The 20,402-nt window shown below is 43.9% G+C and carries 18 protein-coding genes and 7 tRNA genes; 17 read left to right on the forward strand and 8 right to left on the reverse strand.

The window, feature by feature from the left end; all coding sequences use genetic code 11:
• Positions 1–227: 227 nt before the first annotated feature.
• The 3 genes from QWZ04_RS09620 to QWZ04_RS09630 all read left to right on the forward strand — a co-directional run bounded on the left by QWZ04_RS09620 (position 228) and on the right by QWZ04_RS09630 (position 3,071).
• A complete protein-coding gene (locus QWZ04_RS09620) occupies positions 228–803 on the forward strand; it encodes a sigma-70 family RNA polymerase sigma factor (protein WP_290327409.1) in 576 nt (191 codons plus the stop codon).
• The gene (locus QWZ04_RS09625) at positions 796–1,524 is read left to right on the forward strand and encodes a DUF3379 family protein (RefSeq protein ID WP_290327358.1); all 729 of its coding nucleotides are present in this window, start codon (positions 796–798) and stop codon (positions 1,522–1,524) included. The genes QWZ04_RS09620 and QWZ04_RS09625 overlap by 8 nt, the downstream gene beginning before the upstream one ends.
• Positions 1,525–1,808: 284 nt before the next feature.
• Positions 1,809–3,071 carry an outer membrane protein transport protein gene (locus QWZ04_RS09630; RefSeq protein ID WP_290327361.1) on the forward strand — a complete coding sequence of 421 codons (1,263 nt, stop codon included), beginning with the start codon at positions 1,809–1,811 and terminating at the stop codon, positions 3,069–3,071.
• Positions 3,072–3,220: 149 nt separating this feature from the next.
• On the opposite strand, the gene ybaK is transcribed toward QWZ04_RS09630, so the two are convergent.
• Complete coding sequence (ybaK, locus tag QWZ04_RS09635; RefSeq protein WP_290327363.1) at positions 3,221–3,709, reverse strand: Cys-tRNA(Pro) deacylase; 489 nt, start codon at positions 3,707–3,709, stop codon at positions 3,221–3,223.
• 79 nt (positions 3,710–3,788) lie between these two features.
• On the reverse strand, positions 3,789–5,447 hold the full coding sequence (gene ushA / locus QWZ04_RS09640) for a bifunctional UDP-sugar hydrolase/5'-nucleotidase UshA (RefSeq protein WP_290327364.1): 1,659 nt from the start codon (positions 5,445–5,447) through the stop codon (positions 3,789–3,791).
• 349 nt (positions 5,448–5,796) lie between these two features.
• Here ushA and QWZ04_RS09645 point away from each other — a divergent pair, with 349 nt between their 5' ends.
• Complete coding sequence (locus QWZ04_RS09645; RefSeq protein ID WP_290327366.1) at positions 5,797–7,692, forward strand: methyl-accepting chemotaxis protein; 1,896 nt, start codon at positions 5,797–5,799, stop codon at positions 7,690–7,692.
• Between the two features lie 80 nt (positions 7,693–7,772).
• On the opposite strand, the gene kdsA is transcribed toward QWZ04_RS09645, so the two are convergent.
• The 6 genes from kdsA to hemA are packed head-to-tail and all read right to left on the reverse strand — an operon-like array spanning position 7,773 to position 13,137.
• Complete coding sequence (kdsA, locus tag QWZ04_RS09650; protein WP_290327368.1) at positions 7,773–8,627, reverse strand: 3-deoxy-8-phosphooctulonate synthase; 855 nt, start codon at positions 8,625–8,627, stop codon at positions 7,773–7,775.
• Between the two features lie 27 nt (positions 8,628–8,654).
• On the reverse strand, positions 8,655–9,464 hold the full coding sequence (locus QWZ04_RS09655; RefSeq protein ID WP_290327370.1) for a SirB1 family protein: 810 nt from the start codon (positions 9,462–9,464) through the stop codon (positions 8,655–8,657).
• A 3-nt stretch (positions 9,465–9,467) separates the two neighbouring features.
• The gene (locus tag QWZ04_RS09660) at positions 9,468–9,851 is read right to left on the reverse strand and encodes a SirB2 family protein (protein WP_290327372.1); all 384 of its coding nucleotides are present in this window, start codon (positions 9,849–9,851) and stop codon (positions 9,468–9,470) included.
• 35 nt (positions 9,852–9,886) lie between these two features.
• Complete coding sequence (gene prmC, locus QWZ04_RS09665; protein ID WP_290327374.1) at positions 9,887–10,771, reverse strand: peptide chain release factor N(5)-glutamine methyltransferase; 885 nt, start codon at positions 10,769–10,771, stop codon at positions 9,887–9,889.
• Positions 10,772–10,775: 4 nt separating this feature from the next.
• Positions 10,776–11,864 (reverse strand): peptide chain release factor 1, encoded by a 1,089-nt coding sequence (prfA, locus tag QWZ04_RS09670; protein WP_102522060.1) that lies wholly within the window; start codon positions 11,862–11,864, stop codon positions 10,776–10,778.
• Positions 11,865–11,880: 16 nt separating this feature from the next.
• Entirely contained in the window at positions 11,881–13,137 is a 1,257-nt protein-coding gene (hemA, locus tag QWZ04_RS09675) for a glutamyl-tRNA reductase (RefSeq protein WP_290327378.1), read from the reverse strand.
• Between the two features lie 143 nt (positions 13,138–13,280).
• Between hemA and lolB the strand changes: the two genes are divergently transcribed.
• From lolB to QWZ04_RS09740, 13 genes are all read left to right on the forward strand, one after another.
• Positions 13,281–13,931: a lipoprotein insertase outer membrane protein LolB gene (gene lolB / locus QWZ04_RS09680; protein WP_290327381.1), complete on the forward strand. Its 651-nt coding sequence runs from the start codon at positions 13,281–13,283 to the stop codon at positions 13,929–13,931.
• Positions 13,928–14,800 carry a 4-(cytidine 5'-diphospho)-2-C-methyl-D-erythritol kinase gene (ispE, locus tag QWZ04_RS09685; RefSeq protein WP_290327411.1) on the forward strand — a complete coding sequence of 291 codons (873 nt, stop codon included), beginning with the start codon at positions 13,928–13,930 and terminating at the stop codon, positions 14,798–14,800. Before lolB ends, ispE begins: the two co-directional genes overlap by 4 nt.
• Positions 14,801–14,828: 28 nt before the next feature.
• Entirely contained in the window at positions 14,829–15,773 is a 945-nt protein-coding gene (locus QWZ04_RS09690; RefSeq protein ID WP_102522064.1) for a ribose-phosphate pyrophosphokinase, read from the forward strand.
• A 164-nt stretch (positions 15,774–15,937) separates the two neighbouring features.
• A complete protein-coding gene (locus tag QWZ04_RS09695) occupies positions 15,938–17,239 on the forward strand; it encodes a Na+/H+ antiporter NhaC family protein (protein WP_290327384.1) in 1,302 nt (433 codons plus the stop codon).
• A gap of 72 nt (positions 17,240–17,311) precedes the next feature.
• Complete coding sequence (pth, locus tag QWZ04_RS09700; RefSeq protein ID WP_290327386.1) at positions 17,312–17,902, forward strand: aminoacyl-tRNA hydrolase; 591 nt, start codon at positions 17,312–17,314, stop codon at positions 17,900–17,902.
• A gap of 10 nt (positions 17,903–17,912) precedes the next feature.
• The gene (gene ychF / locus QWZ04_RS09705) at positions 17,913–19,004 is read left to right on the forward strand and encodes a redox-regulated ATPase YchF (protein ID WP_290327388.1); all 1,092 of its coding nucleotides are present in this window, start codon (positions 17,913–17,915) and stop codon (positions 19,002–19,004) included.
• A 282-nt stretch (positions 19,005–19,286) separates the two neighbouring features.
• A tRNA-Met gene (locus tag QWZ04_RS09710) sits at positions 19,287–19,363 on the forward strand.
• Between the two features lie 47 nt (positions 19,364–19,410).
• Positions 19,411–19,495 (forward strand) — tRNA-Leu (locus tag QWZ04_RS09715).
• Between the two features lie 33 nt (positions 19,496–19,528).
• Positions 19,529–19,603, forward strand: a tRNA-Gln gene (locus tag QWZ04_RS09720).
• A gap of 114 nt (positions 19,604–19,717) precedes the next feature.
• Positions 19,718–19,794: transfer RNA gene (locus QWZ04_RS09725), tRNA-Met, on the forward strand.
• Positions 19,795–19,880: 86 nt separating this feature from the next.
• Positions 19,881–19,965: transfer RNA gene (locus tag QWZ04_RS09730), tRNA-Leu, on the forward strand.
• Between the two features lie 29 nt (positions 19,966–19,994).
• A tRNA-Met gene (locus QWZ04_RS09735) sits at positions 19,995–20,071 on the forward strand.
• Positions 20,072–20,182: 111 nt separating this feature from the next.
• Positions 20,183–20,267: transfer RNA gene (locus tag QWZ04_RS09740), tRNA-Leu, on the forward strand.
• Positions 20,268–20,402: the final 135 nt, after the last annotated feature.

Here is a 20,402-nt window from a genome sequence, read left to right on the forward strand (position 1 = left end):
ATAGCGTATCGCCAAAATTCAAAAATCAGTTTCCTGATTAGGAGAAAGTAAAGTCAGCCTTCAAAAGGAAGTGTCATCTTGCTCAACATGTCGATAATAAATACCAACGAGATGACACCCGTACTATAGCGCTTTCGCATTGCTAGAAATTGAACTAGATCAATTTATTGGTGGTTTTACCTCATACTGCCGCAAGGATAAGCTTTTCTCGTTATTCGCTCGAGAAAATGGAGCCGCATGTGTCAATATTAAATTTATTTGGAAAGAAAAAATCAAAGAGTCCGGTCAACTCTGATATGGACAAACAAAAACGATACGAAGCCCTTGTGCGGGCTTACCATCGCGACCTTTATCGCTACGCCTATTGGTTGTGCAAGGATGGACACATTGCGGAAGACTTAGTGCAAGAAACCTGCTTAAGAGCTTGGAAAGCCATAGACAGCTTACAAGATGAAAAAGCAGCCAAGTCTTGGTTAATCACTATATTGCGCCGCGAAAACGCACGAAGATTTGAGAGGAAACAGTTAGAATTGGTGGATATTGACGATCATGGTGCGGAAGCAAAAACCAGCGATGATCCCAAGCATCAGCAAGAATGGCTGCAAAACCAAATCATGAAGCTGGATATTGATTATCGTGAGCCTCTGTTTCTCCAAGTTATTGGTGGATTCAGCGGTGAAGAGATAGGAGATATTTTAAATCTTAATAAAAATACGGTGATGACTCGACTTTTCCGAGCGAGAAATCAACTCAAAGACATGTTAGATGAATCTGATCTAGATAAGGGGGTACATAATGGATGATTTAGAACTTCGCCGTCGAATTATGTCCGATCCCAAGAATAAAGAATCTGATAGCCCGCTGACACAAGAACAGTGTGAGTTCAATTCTAAGTTTATCGATGACATTCTAAAACTTGATAACCAAATAGAACAAGCAATGAAAGTCGATGTGCCTGACGGCCTTGCTGATCGAATTCTATTTAATCAAAGTGCTGAGATTGAAGAAACACCTTTCACTCGCTCGGTAATGAAACGAACTATGGCCATGGCGGCTTCCATTGCATTCGCTGCAGGGTTGCTGGTAGGACAAATCAATTGGGCACCGCTCATCGTTAGCCCGGCACATGCCTCGCTAGCAGACACAGCCATGCAGCATGTGGTTGATGAGTCGCCATTTACCAACCCATTGGATGAGAAAGTATCGTCTAAGCAAATCAATATGAAATTGAAACCTTTTGATTTCTCATTTAGCGATAATTTCCCGTACCACGTTTATTACCTAAATCACTGTGGTTTTGGTAGCTCAAATGCCATGCACATGGTATTCCAGGGTGAGAAAGGCCGAGTAACGATGTTCGTAACACGCGTTGATAGCGATGCCACTCAATCGTTCCAGAAAAATGGCATGAGTGGCACAATAACGCCTCTTAAAGGTGCCAGTATGGTGTTAGTCGGTGAAGCAGACGAAGATGTCGCTAAAATCGCCGAAGCACTGGCTCCAATCATTAAACCAATCGGCTAAAACTTAAAATGCTCCCTAACGGGAGCATTTCTCATTTAGCTCACTTTCACCTGAACCAAGATAGAGTATAAACTCTAAAAAACACCGTTTTCGCCGTAGTTACTGTTAATTACCGCCCATTTCATGGATTTTATCGCCATTTTTTCTTCTGGTCGGATTTCTCCTGTCTATTTCTACCTTTACTATCTGCATCACTGAGTATTTGCTCAACAGCCCGCGCCGACTTAATCACTTGGCACTATAAGCGGGTAACTAAAAAAATAAATAATTATAGGTAGTCACCAATGAATAGCACGCGTCTGTTTAAAAAAACGGTAATTGCAGCAACCATCGCTCTCGCTTCACAACAAGCGGTTGCCGCCGGATTCCAACTTAACGCTCAATCAGCAACGGGCCTAGGCCGTGCATTTGCTGGTGATGCGGTTATCGCTGATAACGCTTCAGTAATGGCACGTAACCCTGCAGCAATGGCGCTGTTTGATGAGACCTCTATGTCTTTGGGTTTCACATCTATAACTTCTCAAATTGAAGTTAAAGATGCGAAATACTCTACATTTAACGGATCTGGTTACGATACAGTTGACTCCAACTATTCTGATGCAGGTAGTACATCAGTAGCGCCAAATATCCACCTAATTGTTCCTATCAATGAGAAATTTGCTGTTGGTGTGAATGCTTACACAAACTTCGGAACTAAAACTGAATTCGACGAGTCCTTTGCTGCTTCTGAATACGGTGGACTGACTGACGTAAAAAGCGCAAACATCGGTGTGGCTGGCTCTTACCGCGTAAACGAACAACTTAGCTTTGGTGCTGGCTTAGACATCATCTATGGTTCTGGAAAAATGAAACGTACGTTATCTGATAGAGTAATTTCTGGCGGAGGAACGACTGTACTGAACGCAGATGCTGATGGCTGGGCTTTAGGTTTCAATTTAGGCTCTGTATATGAAATAGACGAAAACAATAGATTCGGCCTAGCTTATCATTATAGCCCTGAGTTAAAAGCCAAAGGTGATGTAACCATCATGGGCGTTGATTCAAAAGATACTCTAGTTATGCCACTTCCAGATATGTTAGAGTTTTCTGGTTTCCATAAAATTGTTGATACGAAGTTTGCAGTACACTACAGCGTTCAATGGATAGGTTGGTCTTCTTTCGATAAAATCACTATCGAAGATGCTGGCGTAGATAAGAAATACGAATGGAAAGACGGTATGCATTACGCGATTGGCGGAACATACTACTTAAACCAAGACTGGACGCTACGTGCTGGTTACATGCATGATACCAGCGCACAAGATCAGCTAACCTCTATTTCTGTTCCTGATTCTAATCGTAATTGGTTCTCTGGTGGTTTCACTTATCACCTAGATACTAAATCTAACATCGACTTTGGTTTTACCTACTTACTCGGACAGGATGTTGACGTTAAAGAAACAACTTATGTTCCGAATACAGGAAATACTATCGCATTATCTTCTATTGAAGGTGTTACTCGCGCAAACGCAATCTTAGTTGGTCTACAGTACAGCCGTTCTTTCTAATTCAATTTAGAAACAACAGAAAAACAAAAGGTTGGCTTCCGCCAACCTTTTTTTGTATGCCCGGCATTCCAATTTTCGTCATCTCTAAAACAATGTACCCACAAAAATATTGAGTTCGATTCCTTTGAACATTGGTGTCTGAAATCTACTCAGCGAGTGCTCGGTTCCAAACACAGCTCAACAAAATACGCTCTTGTTAATGCCGCGAGGTCTTGTGGCGCTAGCTCTATCTCTAAGCCTCGTTTACCTGCACTAACACATATAGTATCCAGATCTAATGCAGATTGGTGGATGAAGGTTGGCAGAGCCTTCTTCTGACCCAAAGGGCTGATCCCCCCTACTACGTACCCTGTGGTTTTCTGAGCGATATCAGGATTCGCCATTTCGGCTTTCTTCGCCTTGGCTGCTTTGGCCGCCAATTTCAAATTCAATTTTTGTTCTACCGGAATGATAGCAACCGCTAGCGACCGAGGGTTCCCATCCAACGCAAACAACAGCGTTTTGAATACCGTTTTAGGATCTTGTCCCAACGCTTGCGCCGCTTCTAACCCGTAACTCTCATGTTTTGGATCATGCTGATACTGATGCACTTGATGTGCTATTTTTTTCTTCTTTGCTAGATTAATCGCCGGTGTCATTGGATTACTCGTACTCATAAAAAAAGGCGAAGCAGTTATGCTTCGCCTTCATCAAATAATATTTAAACCGTTAGGTCAATTATTTGTATACCATTTCGCCTTTAGATGCGTAATCTTCTACTTTGATTGGGCTGTTGCTTTCTAAGTAATCTTTCAGTACTTCAGCATCAACAAAACCTGTGTTTACGTAACCAGGGTGGCTGTTTAGTTTAGGGTAACCATCACCACCAGCAGCGTTGTAGCTAGGAACGGTGAAACGGTAAGTTTTCGCTGGATCTAATGGCTTGCCACCAATCACAACATTACTTACTTGACCGTTTTCAACTGTCATTGAAATACCAGCAAACTGTGCGTACGCACCTGAATCTACAGGCTTAGTACCAACTACGTTTAGGTAGTCCATTACTTCAGCGCCCGTCATATCAGTGTAAGTCAGGATATTTGCAAATGGTTGAACCGTTAGTACGTCTTTGTAGGTTACGTCGCCACCTTCAATTGAATCACGAACGCCGCCTGAGTTCATCACAGCGAAATCAGCTTTAGCACGAACCATGTGTGCCGTTGCAATTAAGCGACCAAGGTTAGTCTGCTCAAAACGAACCACATTACGGTCGCCTTCTAGCTTACCGTTTGTTGTTGCAATCTTAACATTAAGCTCAGCTTGACCTTGGTTTTGGAAAGGTTCTAAGAACGCAAGAACTTCTGCATCTTGCTTAATTTCATCTTCGATAAGAACACGTTGTTTCTTGCCGTCGATTTTCACTTTCTTCTTCAAGTTTACTGGAATCAGGTCGTAGCTCACCATTTCTAGCTCGCCATTACGGAATTCGTAATCAGCGCGGCCTACGTATTTGCCCCACTCGTGCGCTTGAACAATCCAAGTACCGTTTTGTTGATCTGGCTTACACTCGTCTGCAGGCTGGAACTTCTTCGTGATAACGTTCGGTCCTTCCATACACACAGGCTCTTGAGAGTGACCACCTACGATCATATCCAGAGAACCTTCATTTAGGTAGCGAGCCAATGCTACGTCACCCGGTGCGTTGATACCACGCTTACCATCTTCGTAGTGACCCATGTGAGTTACTGCGAAAATTAAGTCAGGTTTTTCCGTTTTTTCGATTTCAGCGATCAATTTCTTCGCTTCAGCTTTCGGGTCACGGAAATCAAGGCTGTTGATGTACTCAGGGTTACCAATTTTTGCCGTATCTTCAGTAGTTAGGCCGATAACAGCAATCTTAATGCCTTGTTTTTCGAACATTTGATAAGCTTGGTATTTGCGCTCGCCAGTCTCTTTATCGTAGATGTTGGCAGAAAGCATAGGGAAACCGCCCCACTTAATTTGCTTTTCTAGAACATCTAACGGGTTATCAAACTCGTGGTTACCCAATGCCATTGCATCGTAACCCAGCATTTTCATGCCTTTAAAATCTGGTTCTGCATCTTGCAAATCAGACTCTGGAACACCTGTATTAATGTCACCACCAGACAATAGCAATACGCTACCACCGTCAGCACGAATCTCTGTACGCAATTCATCAATTAACGTCTTACGAGCAGCCATACCGTACTCGCCATATTTATTCTGCCAGAAACGACCGTGATGATCATTCGTATGCAAGACCGTTAGCTTATACGTTGTATCTGCATCCCATGCTGGAGCTTGTGATGCACAGCCAGTAAGAGTGGCAAGAATAGCTGCGCTAATAGCAACTTTTAGATTTAGGCGTTCCTTCATGCTTAATAACCTTTTTAATTAGTAGAGGAGAGGTTAAACCCACACTGTATTTGTAGTTTAAATTGGCTCATATCGTGGCTTAACCTTAAAAAACATGAACAAGTTTAAATTAACTTATAGAAACAACCATAGCGATTTCATATTTATGACGAATAGATCACTATTCTTAACCCCTAAACCTGTAACAACATGACCTACTTTCAATTCGAATAATACGAAGATCACAGGCAAACGATTACGCAAAATGGCCAAAACTGGCTACAATTTTGTCAATACAATCGATAACTCGTATGGATTTCAACCCCATTCTACCGTATGCTGTGCCAATACTTAATAATGTACGTAAAATATGAGTAATTTTATAAAGAACACCTCACTAAAAGTTAAAATAACCCTATCCGTTTTAACCTGCATTTCTATTTTGGCAACCATTTTAACCTGGCAAGCATCCAACACCTTGTTTGACCAAACCCGCTTTGGTGTATACAGCCGAGCCATCAGTACATCTAAAGCGGCTAGTGACTCGTTATCTTATTGGTTAAGTAGCCACAAAAGCATCGTAGAGGGAATGTCACAAGTTGATACTTTGCAGCAAGCCATCGACATCATGCCACTGGCGAAAAGAGCCGGTAAGTTTGATGAAATGTTTTATGCCGAGTTAAATGGCGATCTTTACCCTACTGGAAAATCTGAACCACACCCGGGTTTCGATGCGAACTCGCGTGATTGGTTTCAGATAGCGAAGCAGACACGTTCCACATATGTGTCAAAACCCTACGCGGGAGCTCAAGATGGCGATACTCTCATTACCATTTCGACACCGGTCATCTCTAACGGCAATGTTATTGGTATTATGGGCGCCGATTTAAAACTGAAGTCACTACAAAAAGCCATCAATGAATACGAAGTGGGTACCAACGCCTTTGCTATGATGCTTAATAAAGAGGGGGTCATTTTAGCTCACCCTCAAAGCAACATGTTAATGAAGCGATTGGCTGACTTCGCTCCGGGCATCAATATCGGTAACATGAACGCCGCAATTCAAGACAACCGCATTGAAAGCGTTATGCGCAATGGCAAAGAAAAGCTGGTCTACTTCATCAATGTTCCTGAATCTGATTGGGTTTTTGCCATCGAAATGGATCGTACAACTGAAGAGGCTAACCATGCAAGTTTATTAAAAGAGCTCATTGTCGTCGCGGTAGTCGTAGCTGCGATTATGATCGTGTTCATTTGGTGGTTAATTACTTTCCTTCTTGGTGGTCTGACTCAAGTAACCAAAGCATTGGAAGCCATTTCTGAAGGCGATGGTGACTTAACCCAGCGTATTGAAGTACGCAGCCAAGATGAAGTAGGCAAGCTAGCACAAAGCTTTAACCAGTTTGTTGAGAAAATGCATACCTTAGTTTCGAATATTCATCACCATTCGACGCATCTTTCCAAGCAAGCCGATATCACAGCCGCCCATGCTAATGACAACGCAGCTCGTATCGACCACCAAATGCAAGAAATTAATATGGTGGCAACTGCAGTAACCGAGATGTCGAGTGCCACGCAGGAAATCGCGAACAACGCCGAAAATACAGCTCGTGAAGGCGCTGAAACCGTCACTATTTCAAATGAAGGTGAACGAGAAGTATTAAACAGCCAAAATTCAATTCTTGCTTTAGCAACGGACATCAGTGATGCAACTAACGTTATCCAAGAGCTAGAGCAACGCACAAAAGAGATCAGCGGAATCTTGTCTACCATTCAAGATATTGCAGAGCAAACGAACCTATTAGCACTCAACGCAGCGATTGAAGCCGCTCGTGCTGGTGAGCAAGGACGTGGATTTGCGGTTGTTGCCGACGAGGTAAGGGTTCTTAGCCAACGTACTCATGATGCAACTGAAGAAATCAATAAGAACATTGTGACTCTTCAAACCACCACCAATCGTGCCGTAGGTTCTATGCAGACGAGTCAAGACAATGCAGAGAAAGCGGTAAATGACGCACGAGTGGCATCTGAAAGCTTACAACGCATTACTCAATCTGCAAACTTGATCAACGACATGGCCAGCCAAATCGCGGCAGCAGCGGAAGAACAATCTTTGGTTACCGCAGAAATAACGCGCAATACTAATGAAGTGAAAGACGTGTCTGATGACTTAGCAAGCCAAGCTCAAGTAGCCAGTTCGCAAGCTTCGGAATTGAACACGATTTCAAACGAATTGTTCCAAGAAGTCTCGCGCTTTAAGCTATAACCAAAGCGATATTGAAACGAAAAAACCGCACTACTTAATAGTGCGGTTTTTTATTGGAATAACATTTTTTTTAAAAAGCTTTACTTAATATCGATGTGCTCAAAACCTTTAATAAGGTCATCTAGCGATTTCATCTGAGCCAAGAAAGGTTCTAGCTTGTCTAGTGGTAACGCCGATGGGCCATCACACAGAGCTTTTTCTGGGTTAGGGTGCGCTTCGATAAACAAACCCGCAATCCCCGTAGCCAAGCCTGCTTTTGCAAGCTCTACAGTTTGCTCACGACGGCCGCCAGATGCCGCGCCCGAAGGGTCACGCATTTGCAGTGAGTGCGTCACATCAAAGATGATTGGGCTGCCGTTAGACACCTTCTTCATAACACCAAAACCAAGCATATCCACAACGAGATTATCGTAACCCATACAAGCGCCACGTTCACACAAGATGATGTTCTCGTTACCGCACTCGGCGAATTTATCAACGATGTTACCGACTTGGTTCGGGCTCATGAACTGAGGTTTTTTCACGTTGATCACCGCCCCCGTCTTCGCCATCGCTTCAACCAAATCGGTTTGGCGAGCAAGGAATGCAGGAAGCTGAATCACATCAACCACTTCAGCAACGGTTTTCGCTTGTTCTTCATTGTGAATGTCCGTAATGATCTTCACACCAAACGTGTCTTTCAGCTCTTGGAAGATTTTCAGACCGGCTTCCATACCAGGGCCACGGTAAGAGTTGATAGATGAACGGTTCGCTTTATCAAACGATGCTTTAAACACATAAGGAATGCCCAGCTTATCCGTTACCTTGACGTAATGCTCACAGATCTGCATAGCAAGATCGCGAGACTCAAGAACGTTCATTCCAGCAAATAAAGTAAATGGCTTATCATTAGCAACAGGAATATTGCCTATTTGAACCGTTTTCTGTTCCATCATCTTCTCTCTATTCTTATCTCAACCCAATTAATGGATTGTAATTGAAGTTTTGTTCATATTATTAACTTGCGCTTTCAACAGCTCAGCCGCAGGGTCATCCGGACATTGATCAATAAAGAACTGGTAATCCGTTGCTGCTATTTGATGGCAATCGAGTTGTTGATAAATAAAGCCACGGTCACGAATCTCATACGGATCGTCCGGAACAAAGGTAAGTGCTAAATCGGTACAAGCAAGGGCTAAAGTGTAGCGTTCTTCTCGCAATAACGCACCTTTGGCAAGAGCAAGCCAACGACCAATAACGGTTGGATTATCGGCGGTCGCTAAGTGCTCAGGTTGCAACTTTGCCAATGGGCCATCGTGGCCAATTAACCAAGCTAATAGCATCTGCTCACCGACGTATTCGCCAGTAAACGGATTGATATATAGAGGGCGCTCATTAAACCAAGTCACTTTAACTAAAAATTGAGTTGGGAAAGTCACACCTTCAACAGGGAAGCCAAGTTTACGACTAAAATAAAGTAACAAGGCCCCAAGGCTGACAGGAATGCCTTTTCTACGCTCTAGCACTTTGTCAATGAACGCATTTTCAGATGAAAAATACGCTTCACTGTCTCCAGAAAACTTCCATTCATGGTAGAACAGTCGTAAAAAGGACTCGAATTTTTGTTGCTCGTTCGACTCAATACTCAATGTTTGCTCTGCTTCTTCTAGCAAACGTCGTAACTCTGCTTTCGCCCATTGACTTTGTGTTTCAGGGTTTATCGCACAGTTCAAAGCCAATGCGCCTTCCACAAGTTCCATGTTGTCGAAGTCTTCGTCAAACAAATTCAACATAATTTACCCTAAGAAAGTGGGCACTTTGGTCATTGCTATTTTGCCTGCCATTGCAAGCCAACCAAGTGCACCAAAGAATGCAAAACCTCTCAGCAACTGATTTCTACCGTAATGCAAAGCAAAGAAACCCAAAGCGATATATGCCATAACGCAAGTAAGTTTTTCGGTTAACCAAACGGCTGAGGGTGTGAATGGGATGATTCCCGTAAACATAATGAGTGCGATACCAGAAAGTAATAAAACGGCATCATTAATATGCGGCACTCGTTTAAGAAACTCAGATTCTAACATTGGTGATTTAGCTACCATCAATGCATAACGAATTACAAAAAGTATGGCGCTGAGCGCAATAGTCAGTAAGTGGAAATGTTTTAGACCTTCGTACATGGATGTTCTGCTTCTAGTTATTAGGGTCTGATGACCTAGTTAGTATAACGACCTAATGTCACTCGATCGTTTCCAGCATAATCTTGAGCTGTTTCGACATCTGTGTATCCGAAACTCTGCATCATTTCACGTACAGCTTGTCCTTGCTCAAAACCATGTTCCATTAGTAACCAGCCAGCTTCGACAAGAAACTGACGGCCATGGTTTGCGATATACGTAAGGTCAGCCATGCCTTTTTCCTCAGCAACTAGCGCTGATAAGGGTTCGAAGCGGACATCACCTTGCACTAAATGAGGGTCGTCTTTTTCGATATAAGGTGGATTACTGACAATACATGCAAACTTTGTTCCGTCTTCTAAGGGTGAATACCAACTCCCTTGTAAAAAACAGCTATTATTTAGTGCTAATCTCTTAGCATTCTCACTCGCTAAGGCTTGAGCTTCAGGTCGAATATCAATACCAGTAAGTGAATGGTTCGGTAACTCTGATGCAAGCGCCAAAGCAATGGCGCCAGTGCCGGTACCAAGATCCAATATCTGGCAAGGTGATGTTGGTATTTTATCTAATGCCAACTCAACCAATCGCTCTGTATCGGGCCTTGGTATCAAGGTGGATGGTTCCACCTTTAATGGCAAAGACCAAAACTCACGTTCACCTAATATGTAAGCAACAGGTTCGCCTTTTTTTCGTCTTTCCATTACGGTTTCAAAGTCAGTTAACTGCTCTTTTGTAAGCTCACGTTCTGGCCAAGTCAGCAAATAGCTTCTTGGTTTGTCCAATACGTGGCAAAGAAGGACCGCGGCGTCTAGTGAAGGTGAATCACTGCCGCTCGCCAGCAATTCAATGCTCGCACTTTTCAGTTGTGCCTCTATAGACAAAAGAGGCACAGAGTCTGTTTCTGACTGAGAATTTTCGAACATATAATTAGTTATGCTCTGACAATGCTGCTAGTTGATCCGCTTGGTGCTCAGTCATTACTGGGTCAACCAAACATTGTAGATCCCCTTCCATCACTTCATTTAGACGGTAAAGCGTCAAGTTAATGCGATGATCGGATACACGGCCTTGTGGGTAGTTGTAAGTACGAATACGGTCACTACGGTCGCCCGAACCTAATAGGTTACGACGAGTATCAGACACTTCCGCGGCGCGTCGTGCTTCTTCGGCTTGCGTAATACGAGCGGCAAGTACTGCCATCGCTTTCGCTTTGTTTTTATGCTGCGAACGCTCATCCTGACATTCAACCACAGTACCGGTTGGCAAGTGAGTAATACGAATTGCAGAATCAGTGGTGTTTACGTGCTGACCACCCGCGCCAGATGCACGGAAAGTATCAATTTTTAAATCGCCCGCTTTGATTTCTGGGATCTCGGCTTCAGGGATTTCAGCCATAACGGCAACAGTACAAGCAGAAGTGTGTACACGGCCTTGAGACTCTGTCTCAGGTACACGCTGTACACGGTGACCGCCGGACTCAAACTTCAAAATACCATAAGCGCCGTCGCCACTGACTTTAGCGATCATTTCTTTAAAGCCACCTTGCTCTGAAACATTAGAGCTCATGACTTCAACACGCCAACCTTTTTTCTCTGCATATTTGCTGTACAAACGGAAAAGGTTACCTGCGAAAATACCCGCTTCATCACCACCAGCACCAGCACGGATTTCTAAGAAGCAGTTGCGATCATCGTTAGGATCTTTTGGAAGCAAGAGAATTTGCAGATCAGCAGTCAACTTTTCAATGTTGGCTTTTGATTCTTTAATTTCTTCTTGCGCCATTTCGCGCATTTCTGCGTCGTCTTCTTTGGCCATTTCCTCAGCCGCAACCAAGTCTTCTTGAGCTTGTTCGTAAGCTTGAAAGCACTGAGTTAGCTCTTCCAGTTGAGAATATTCTTTAGAAAGCGCGCGAAACTTGTTTTGATCGCCGATAACGCCTGGATCACCAAGTAAATGCTGCACTTCTTCATAACGCTCAACCAGCGTTTGAAGTTTGGTCAAAATAGAAGGATTCATAATTTTCTTTATTTAGTTACGAGTCTTCGAGGCCGAGACTCTGTCTGATGACGGTTAATTTTGCAGGTTCACCTTGCTCTGCGGCACTTTGCAGCGCACGAGTCGGAGCATGGATCAATTTGTTGGTCAGCTTATTACTAAGCTCAACCAGAATTTTGCTTGGATCAGCACCTGCCTCTAGAGATTGTAGACTTTTCGTCAACAGATCTTCACGAATTTGGTTGGCAGAGTACCGATAGTCTCGAATGCTGTCTACTGCTTGTAGTGAACGGAGCCAACTCATGAAGGCTGCACTCTCTTCAGAAACGATGGCTTCCGCTTGAATCGCTTCTACTTTTCGTTGCTCGATATTACGATCAACGATGGATTGCAAATCGTCCACGGTATACAGATAGGCATCATTTAATTCACTCACTTGTGATTCCACATCCCTAGGTACCGCGATATCAACCAATAAAATAGGTTGATGCTTTCTGGTCTTCAACGCTGTTTCTACCATTCCTTTACCAATTATAGGCAGTGGGCTTGCAGTAGAACTAATGACAATATCTGCGCGATGAAGGTGATCGGGTATTTCAGGTAAGCTGATGACGGTTGCCCCAAACTGTTCTGCCAAACCTAATGCTCTTTCTTTGGTTCTGTTGGCAACGATCATTTCTTTGCAACCATGACCATCTAAGTGCTTAGCGACCAACTCTATGGTTTCGCCCGCACCCACCAAAAGAATGGTGGTATCTTCAATTGATTCAAAAATTTGTTTAGCGAGCGTACACGCAGCATAGGCAACTGAAACGGCGTTACCACCAATTTCGGTTTCGGTTCTGACTCTCTTTGCTACAGAGAAAGCTTTTTGAAACAGCTTTTCCATCGCGGCATCCACCGCTTTATGCTCTCTTGCATCTGAAAAAGATTGTTTCACTTGCCCTAATATTTGCGGCTCACCTAACACCAGCGAATCCAAGCCACACGACACACGCATCAAATGCTTTATAGCCGCTTGCTCTTCATGGATGTAAAGGCTAGACATGAGATCTTCTGGTTTCACATTGTGAAACTGTGTCAGCCAGTCAATTAGCCGCCCTTTACCTTCTTGCTTTACATTGCAATACAGCTCAGTTCGATTACAAGTTGAAAGTATAACCACACCTTTTACATGGTTATTTGCTGCAAATTCTTTTAGAGCTTTTGTAAGCTTATCTGGTGAAAAGGCGACTTTTTCGCGCAAATCCACCGAAGCGGTATTGTGATTGATACCTATAGCAAGCAAAGACATGTAATGGGCGTTCTCTGTCCAGAGTGGTGTAAGACCGGGAATTTTACTGTATGGGAGAGCCTATTTAAAGAGGGGATTTTCTGAGTTCGTGATTTCAATGCTATAGTAAGCCACATTATTGGTATTTTGAGGTTTGAATTCGAGTGTTTCATATTCTTTCCAGCGCATTTAACTGGCGAAAAAAGACGCAATGGTTAACATTACTGGCTTGTGCTTCTTTTTTAATCGGCTGTAGCTCAGTACCTCAGGCGCCGTTGCACAGCGTAGAATGGCAAAGTCATCAACAGCAACTCACTGACCTTTCGTACTATACCTTATCTGGGAAAATGGCTTATATCGGTGCTGACGACCGCCAAAGCCTTAATTTTTACTGGAAACGCACTCCAGCGAATACCCAATTAACGCTAACAACCTTCTTAGGGCAAACAGCGTTGGATTTAACCTTTACCAACATGGGCGCTAAAGTCGTCACTTATGATGGCCGCACTTTTACCCACCCAAACGCTAATATGTTAGTAAAAAAACTCACCGGCTTAAGCATTCCAGTCAAAGAACTTTCCGATTGGGTTAAAGGTATGCCCACCAATGCCGATCACTACACCGTGAGTAACCTTAATACGCTAGCAACGCTTGAAAAAAATGTAACAGGTCAAGACTGGGCTATTCAGTTTGATCGTTATCGAGATCAAATCTCAGAAAACAACGTAAATTACGTGTTGCCCAGCAGTATTAACATGACCCACGACGACACCAGAATTAAACTGTCAATTTCAAAATGGCTGATAAACCAATGATCACAGACGCAACCTCTTGGCCATCCCCTGCCAAGCTGAATTTATTTTTATACATTACCGGCCAAAGACCCAATGGTTATCACGACCTACAAACCCTATTCCAATTCATTGATTACGGCGACGAGTTGACGATTCAAGCCAATACCAGCGGCAGCATCACCATTTCACCAGCCATTGAAGGTGTAGAACTCGAAGACAATCTCATTTGGAAAGCGGCAACGGCATTGCAACAAAAAAGTGACGTCGGCTTTGGAGCCCACATTGAGCTCAAAAAAATACTTCCTATGGGTGGTGGTATTGGCGGTGGTTCTTCAAACGCAGCCACAGCTCTAGTCGCACTTAACTTTCTATGGCAAACCAAACTAAGCGACGATGAGTTAGCAGAAATCGGTTTAGCATTAGGTGCAGACGTCCCGGTTTTTGTAAAAGGCTTCTCCGCATTCGCTGAAGGGGTCGGTGAAAAGTTAGTCCCAGTGTCACCAAAACAGAACTGGTATTTGGTGATTAGGCCCAATGTCGCAATATCTACCGCAGAAATTTTTTCTCATCCTGAATTGACCAGAAACACAGTAAAACGAGAGCTGGTAACGCTTTTAGACTCTCCTTACGAAAACGATTGCGAAAAAATAGTTAGAATCCTCTATTCCGAGGTTGATAAGCAACTTTCATGGCTGCTACAATACGCGCCGTCAAGATTGACGGGTACGGGTTCCTGCGTTTTTGCTGAATTTCACAGTAAACAGGCAGCAGAATCGGTACTCTCTCAGTTGCCAAACGATACCCACGCGTTTGTCGCTGAAGGCGTAAATCTTTCGCCTTTAAACCAAAGATTGACTGAACTTGATTCAGTCTACTCACTATCTAAATAAAACTGGACGCAAACCCGAGGTTTCCACCGTGCCTGATATGAAGCTATTTGCTGGTAACGCAACACCTGAACTAGCCCAACGCATTGCAGATCGTCTATACATCTCTCTAGGAGACGCTACTGTTTCTCGTTTTTCTGATGGCGAAGTCGCTGTTCAAATCAACGAAAACGTTCGTGGTAGTGATGTATTCATCATCCAATCAACTTGTGCACCAACCAATGACAACCTAATGGAATTGGTGGTAATGATTGACGCAATGCGCCGTGCTTCAGCGGGCCGTATTACTGCTGTTATTCCTTACTTTGGTTACGCTCGTCAAGATCGTCGTGTACGTTCTGCTCGTGTGCCAATCACTGCGAAAGTTGTCGCTGACTTCCTTTCTAACGTTGGCGTTGACCGCGTATTAACTATTGACCTACACGCAGAGCAAATCCAAGGCTTCTTCGATGTACCAGTAGACAACATCTTCGGTACTCCGGTACTGCTTGAAGATATGCGTGCTCGTGGTCTAGAAGATCCTGTTGTTGTATCTCCTGACCTAGGCGGTGTTGTTCGTGCTCGCGCTACTGCAAAAGCACTAGACGACACAGATATCGCTATCGTTGATAAGCGTCGCCCACGTGCTAACGTTTCTGAAGTGATGAACCTAATTGGTGATGTTGAAGGTCGCGACTGTGTGATCGTTGATGACATGATCGATACGGGTGGCACACTGTGTAAAGCAGCAGAAGCTTTGAAAGAGCGTGGCGCCAAACGTGTATTCGCTTACGCAACTCACGCAGTTTTCTCTGGTACTGCAGCAGAAAACATCAAGAACTCTGTACTTGACCAAGTGATCATCACTGACTCAATTCAGCTTTCTGATGAAATGGCAGCTACGGGTAAAGTTACTCAGTTAACTCTATCTAGCATGCTTGCAGAAGCTATTCGTCGCATCAGCAACGAAGAGTCTATCTCTGCAATGTTCAGCTAAGAGACATTTTCTGAGCGCAAATTACTGCGTCAGTAAATCGAAATATCGAATACCCTGCCTCGGCGGGGTATTTTTTTGACCGCAGCCGTATAGCCATCCAGACGTTGACACTCCCAAACAAAATACGTACCCTAGCGCCAATTTCCGCTATTGAGTAATCTGTCATGTCGACGCCATCCATCAAAGCCTTGATACCTTTTGCTACCTTTCTAACCCTGTTTATTGGCGTAGGAAGCTATTTAACATTGCAAGGTGTGGAGTTTGCGTTTTATCAACTGCCAGCGCCTATTGCCGCACTGCCAGCGGTAATCATCGCAATATTGATGAGCAAAGAGTCGATCAACAAAGCCATCGAACAATTCATTCGCGGTGTTGGCCACAGTGACATTATTGCCATGTGCATGATTTACTTGCTAGCAGGCGCTTTTGCATCCGTCGCCAAAGCCACTGGCGGTGTCGATGCGACGGTAAACCTGGGCTTATCTCTACTGCCACCAAGTTTGATATTACCGGGCATGTTTGTCATCGCGGCATTCATCGCGACCGCTATGGGTACATCTATGGGCACCATTGCTGCCCTAGCTCCTGTGGCTCTTGGCATAGCCGATGCAGCAGGTATCGACCATGCCATTGCTGCTGGTGCTGTTCTCGGTGGTGCCATGTTTGGTGACAACTTGTCGATCATATCAGATACCACCATTGCAGCGACTCGCTCGCAAGGTTGTGAAATGAAAGACAAATTTAAGGAAAACATCAGTATCGCGTTACCTGCGGCGGTAGTTTCCTTGATCCTATTTGGCGTTCTTGGCACGCCAAGCACCGCCCCGATCGTGTCTGACTTTAACTGGATCAACGTATTACCTTATATCAGCATTCTCATTCTCGCGGTATCAGGTATCAATGTGTTTGCCGTTTTGACCATCGGAACTTTGATGGCCGGTGTGATTGGTTTAAGCACTACCGTTGATTACAGCCTCACGCAATACGGGCAAGATATCTATACTGGCTTTGGCAATATGCAGGAGATATTTCTTCTTTCTATGCTGATTGGTGGCTTAAGCGAATTGATGAAGCAACAAGGCGGTTTGAACTACATTACTGAAAAACTCAGCAATGCCTTGAGAAATAGCAGCCAAAAAAGTGGTGAATTTGGTATCGCACTACTGGTGAGCTTAGTGAACTGTTGCACCGCAAATAATACCGTCTCCATTTTAGTTTCGGGCAGTATTGCGAAAGATCTAGCAAAAAAGCATGGCATTAGTGCCAAACGCTCTGCCAGTCTATTGGATATATTCTCATGCATTATGCAGGGTATTTTACCCTACGGGGCCCAAGTCTTACTGATCGGTTCAATACTCCAGCTGTCACCGTTAGAAGTCACCACTCACTCCTATTATTGCTACGCTTTAGCCATCAGTGCGATTGCAACTGTGCTCCTAAAAAAGACAAAACAGCCCCGTCATTAGGATGCTGTCGCCCGATAGCACAGAAGTGTGCTATCATACCGCGCTTTTTGAGATTCCAGAGAGATCCTTACCTTGAGTCAACAGATTAAACTGCTCGTTGGGCTAGCAAATCCAGGCCCTGAATACGCAAGAACTCGCCATAATGCTGGTGCATGGGCGGTAGAAGAACTTGCTCGTGTTCATAATATTACATTGAAAAATGAAGCGAAGTATTTTGGTCAAACGGGCCGTATCATGGTCAATGGTCAAGATCTCCGTTTACTGGTCCCATCTACGTTCATGAACTTATCCGGCAAATCGGTAGCCGCAATTGCGAAATTCTACCAAATAAAGCCAGAAGAAATCATGGTCGCACATGATGAATTGGACATGCCTCCAGGCGTGGCTAAATTTAAAAAAGGTGGCGGTCATGGTGGTCATAATGGACTGCGTGACATCATCAGTAAAATGGGTAACAACAAAGAATTTTACCGCTTGAGGATTGGCATCGGCCATCCCGGGCATAAAGATAGAGTCGCGGGTTACGTCCTTGGTAAAGCTCCAGCTAAAGAGCAGGAGTGCCTAGACGCGGCAGTCGATGAGTCTGTACGCTGTCTCGATATATTACTTAAAGATGGCTTAACCAAAGCGCAAAATCGCTTACACACGTTCAAAGCAGAATAAGGTCTAAATCATGGGTTTTAAATGTGGCATCGTTGGCCTACCAAACGTTGGTAAATCAACTCTGTTTAACGCACTAACAAAAGCTGGTATCGAAGCGGCTAACTTCCCTTTCTGTACTATCGAACCAAACACAGGCGTTGTTCCTGTACCTGATCTTCGTCTTGACGCACTTGCAGAGATTGTAAATCCGCAACGCATCTTGCCGACAACAATGGAATTTGTTGATATCGCAGGTTTGGTTGCTGGCGCATCAAAAGGTGAAGGCTTAGGTAACAAGTTCCTAGCTAACATCCGTGAAACTGACGCTATCGGTCACGTAGTACGCTGTTTTGAAAACGAAAACATCATCCACGTTGCAGGTAAGATCTCTCCTATCGAAGACATCGAAACCATCAACCTAGAGCTAGCTCTTGCGGATCTAGATTCGTGTGAGCGTGCTATTTTCCGTCAAGCTAAAAAAGCTAAAGGCGGCGACAAAGACGCTAAATTCGAAACAGCTGTACTTGAAAAGCTACTTCCAGTCCTAACTGAAGGCGGAATGGCTCGTACTGTTGAGCTATCAAAAGAAGAGTTGGCAGCCGTTGACTACCTAAACTTCTTAACACTTAAACCAACAATGTACATTGCTAACGTTAACGAAGACGGTTTCGAAGACAACCCGTTCCTTGATCTTGTTCGTGAATACGCTGCAAAAGAAAATAACGTTGTTGTGCCTGTATGTGCTGCTATTGAATCTGAGCTTTCAGAACTTGATGATGAAGATCGTGAAGAATTCCTAGCAGACATGGGCATTGAAGAACCAGGCCTAAACCGTGTGATCCGTTCTGGCTACGAATTGCTAACACTTCAAACCTACTTTACAGCGGGTGTTAAAGAAGTACGTGCATGGACTATCCCAATCGGTGCGACAGCTCCTCAATCTGCAGGTAAGATCCACACAGATTTCGAGAAAGGCTTCATCCGAGCAGAAGTTGTTGGTTACGATGACTTCATCCAGTTCCGTGGTGAAAGCGGTGCTAAAGAAGCCGGTAAATGGCGTCTAGAAGGCAAAGATTACATCGTAAAAGATGGTGATGTGGTTCATTTCCGTTTCAACGTATAAAAATCAATTGCTTTAACTGTTCAAAAAGCCAACAAATGCGTTGGCTTTTCTTTTATTTGAAACAAGCAGCATTTGTCTGTTTCCATTTTAATTAAAGGCTGCATGGCATTTTGACGTCCATTTTTGATCACAAATACGTCTCTTTGATTAAAAAAAACTCGAACGATTCTAAAATCGAAATTTATTCAAAAAAACTGTTGACGCATTTCGGTCAGATCCGCATAATGCGCTCCGTTCACAACGACAAGGCAACTTATCGAAGTGAGCAACAATTTGGAAAATGGCTACTTAGCTCAGTTGGTTAGAGCACATCACTCATAATGATGGGGTCGCAGGTTCGAATCCCGCAGTAGCCACCATTTCCTAAACGCTTTTTTAACGAAAGTTTTTAGGAAAGAAAAAGAATGCGGTCGTGGCGGAATTGGTAGACGCACCAGATTTAGGTTCTGGCGCCGTAAGGTGTGAGAGTTCAAGTCTCTCCGACCGCACCATTCTTTTTAGAATATCGTGTAGATATTCATTGTTGGGCTATCGCCAAGCGGTAAGGCACTGGCTTTTGATGCCAGCATTCCCTGGTTCGAATCCAGGTAGCCCAGCCAACATTCGTGATAATCGATGCTTAATTGAGCGATTATTACTAACAGTGAAAATTCTTGAAAAAGAGTATGGCACTGTCGGCGAGATTGTATTATATTGTTTCGCTCCAAAAAGATGGCTACTTAGCTCAGTTGGTTAGAGCACATCACTCATAATGATGGGGTCGCAGGTTCGAATCCCGCAGTAGCCACCATACAACGTCTGGTTGATTTACCAATCATCGGCCAAGACTATACTCTTGCTAAGAGACTCTCTTTTATTAGAGACAAAAAAAGCACCGCGGTCGTGGCGGAATTGGTAGACGCACCAGATTTAGGTTCTGGCGCCGCAAGGTGTGAGAGTTCAAGTCTCTCCGACCGCACCATATTTTAAAATAGTGTGTAAACATTATTTGGCTACTTAGCTCAGTTGGTTAGAGCACATCACTCATAATGATGGGGTCGCAGGTTCGAATCCCGCAGTAGCCACCATATTTAAACTCTTTGTTTAGAAGTACTAAAAGCGAGATGCTAAGTACGATGAATTAAGAGCACAACGTTAACAAGGCCTCACCAATCAGCCTGTTAGCTAAAAAGCTTGCTGCGGTCGTGGCGGAATTGGTAGACGCACCAGATTTAGGTTCTGGCGCCGCAAGGTGTGAGAGTTCAAGTCTCTCCGACCGCACCATCATTCTTGATGTTGAGTTTTCAACATGATCAAGACACAGTGTGATTACTGTAAGTGTCTAAACTTTAAATAAATCATTGTTGGGCTATCGCCAAGCGGTAAGGCACTGGCTTTTGATGCCAGCATTCCCTGGTT

The organism is Vibrio tapetis subsp. quintayensis, assembly GCF_030409945.1.
Classification (GTDB): domain Bacteria; phylum Pseudomonadota; class Gammaproteobacteria; order Enterobacterales; family Vibrionaceae; genus Vibrio; species Vibrio quintayensis.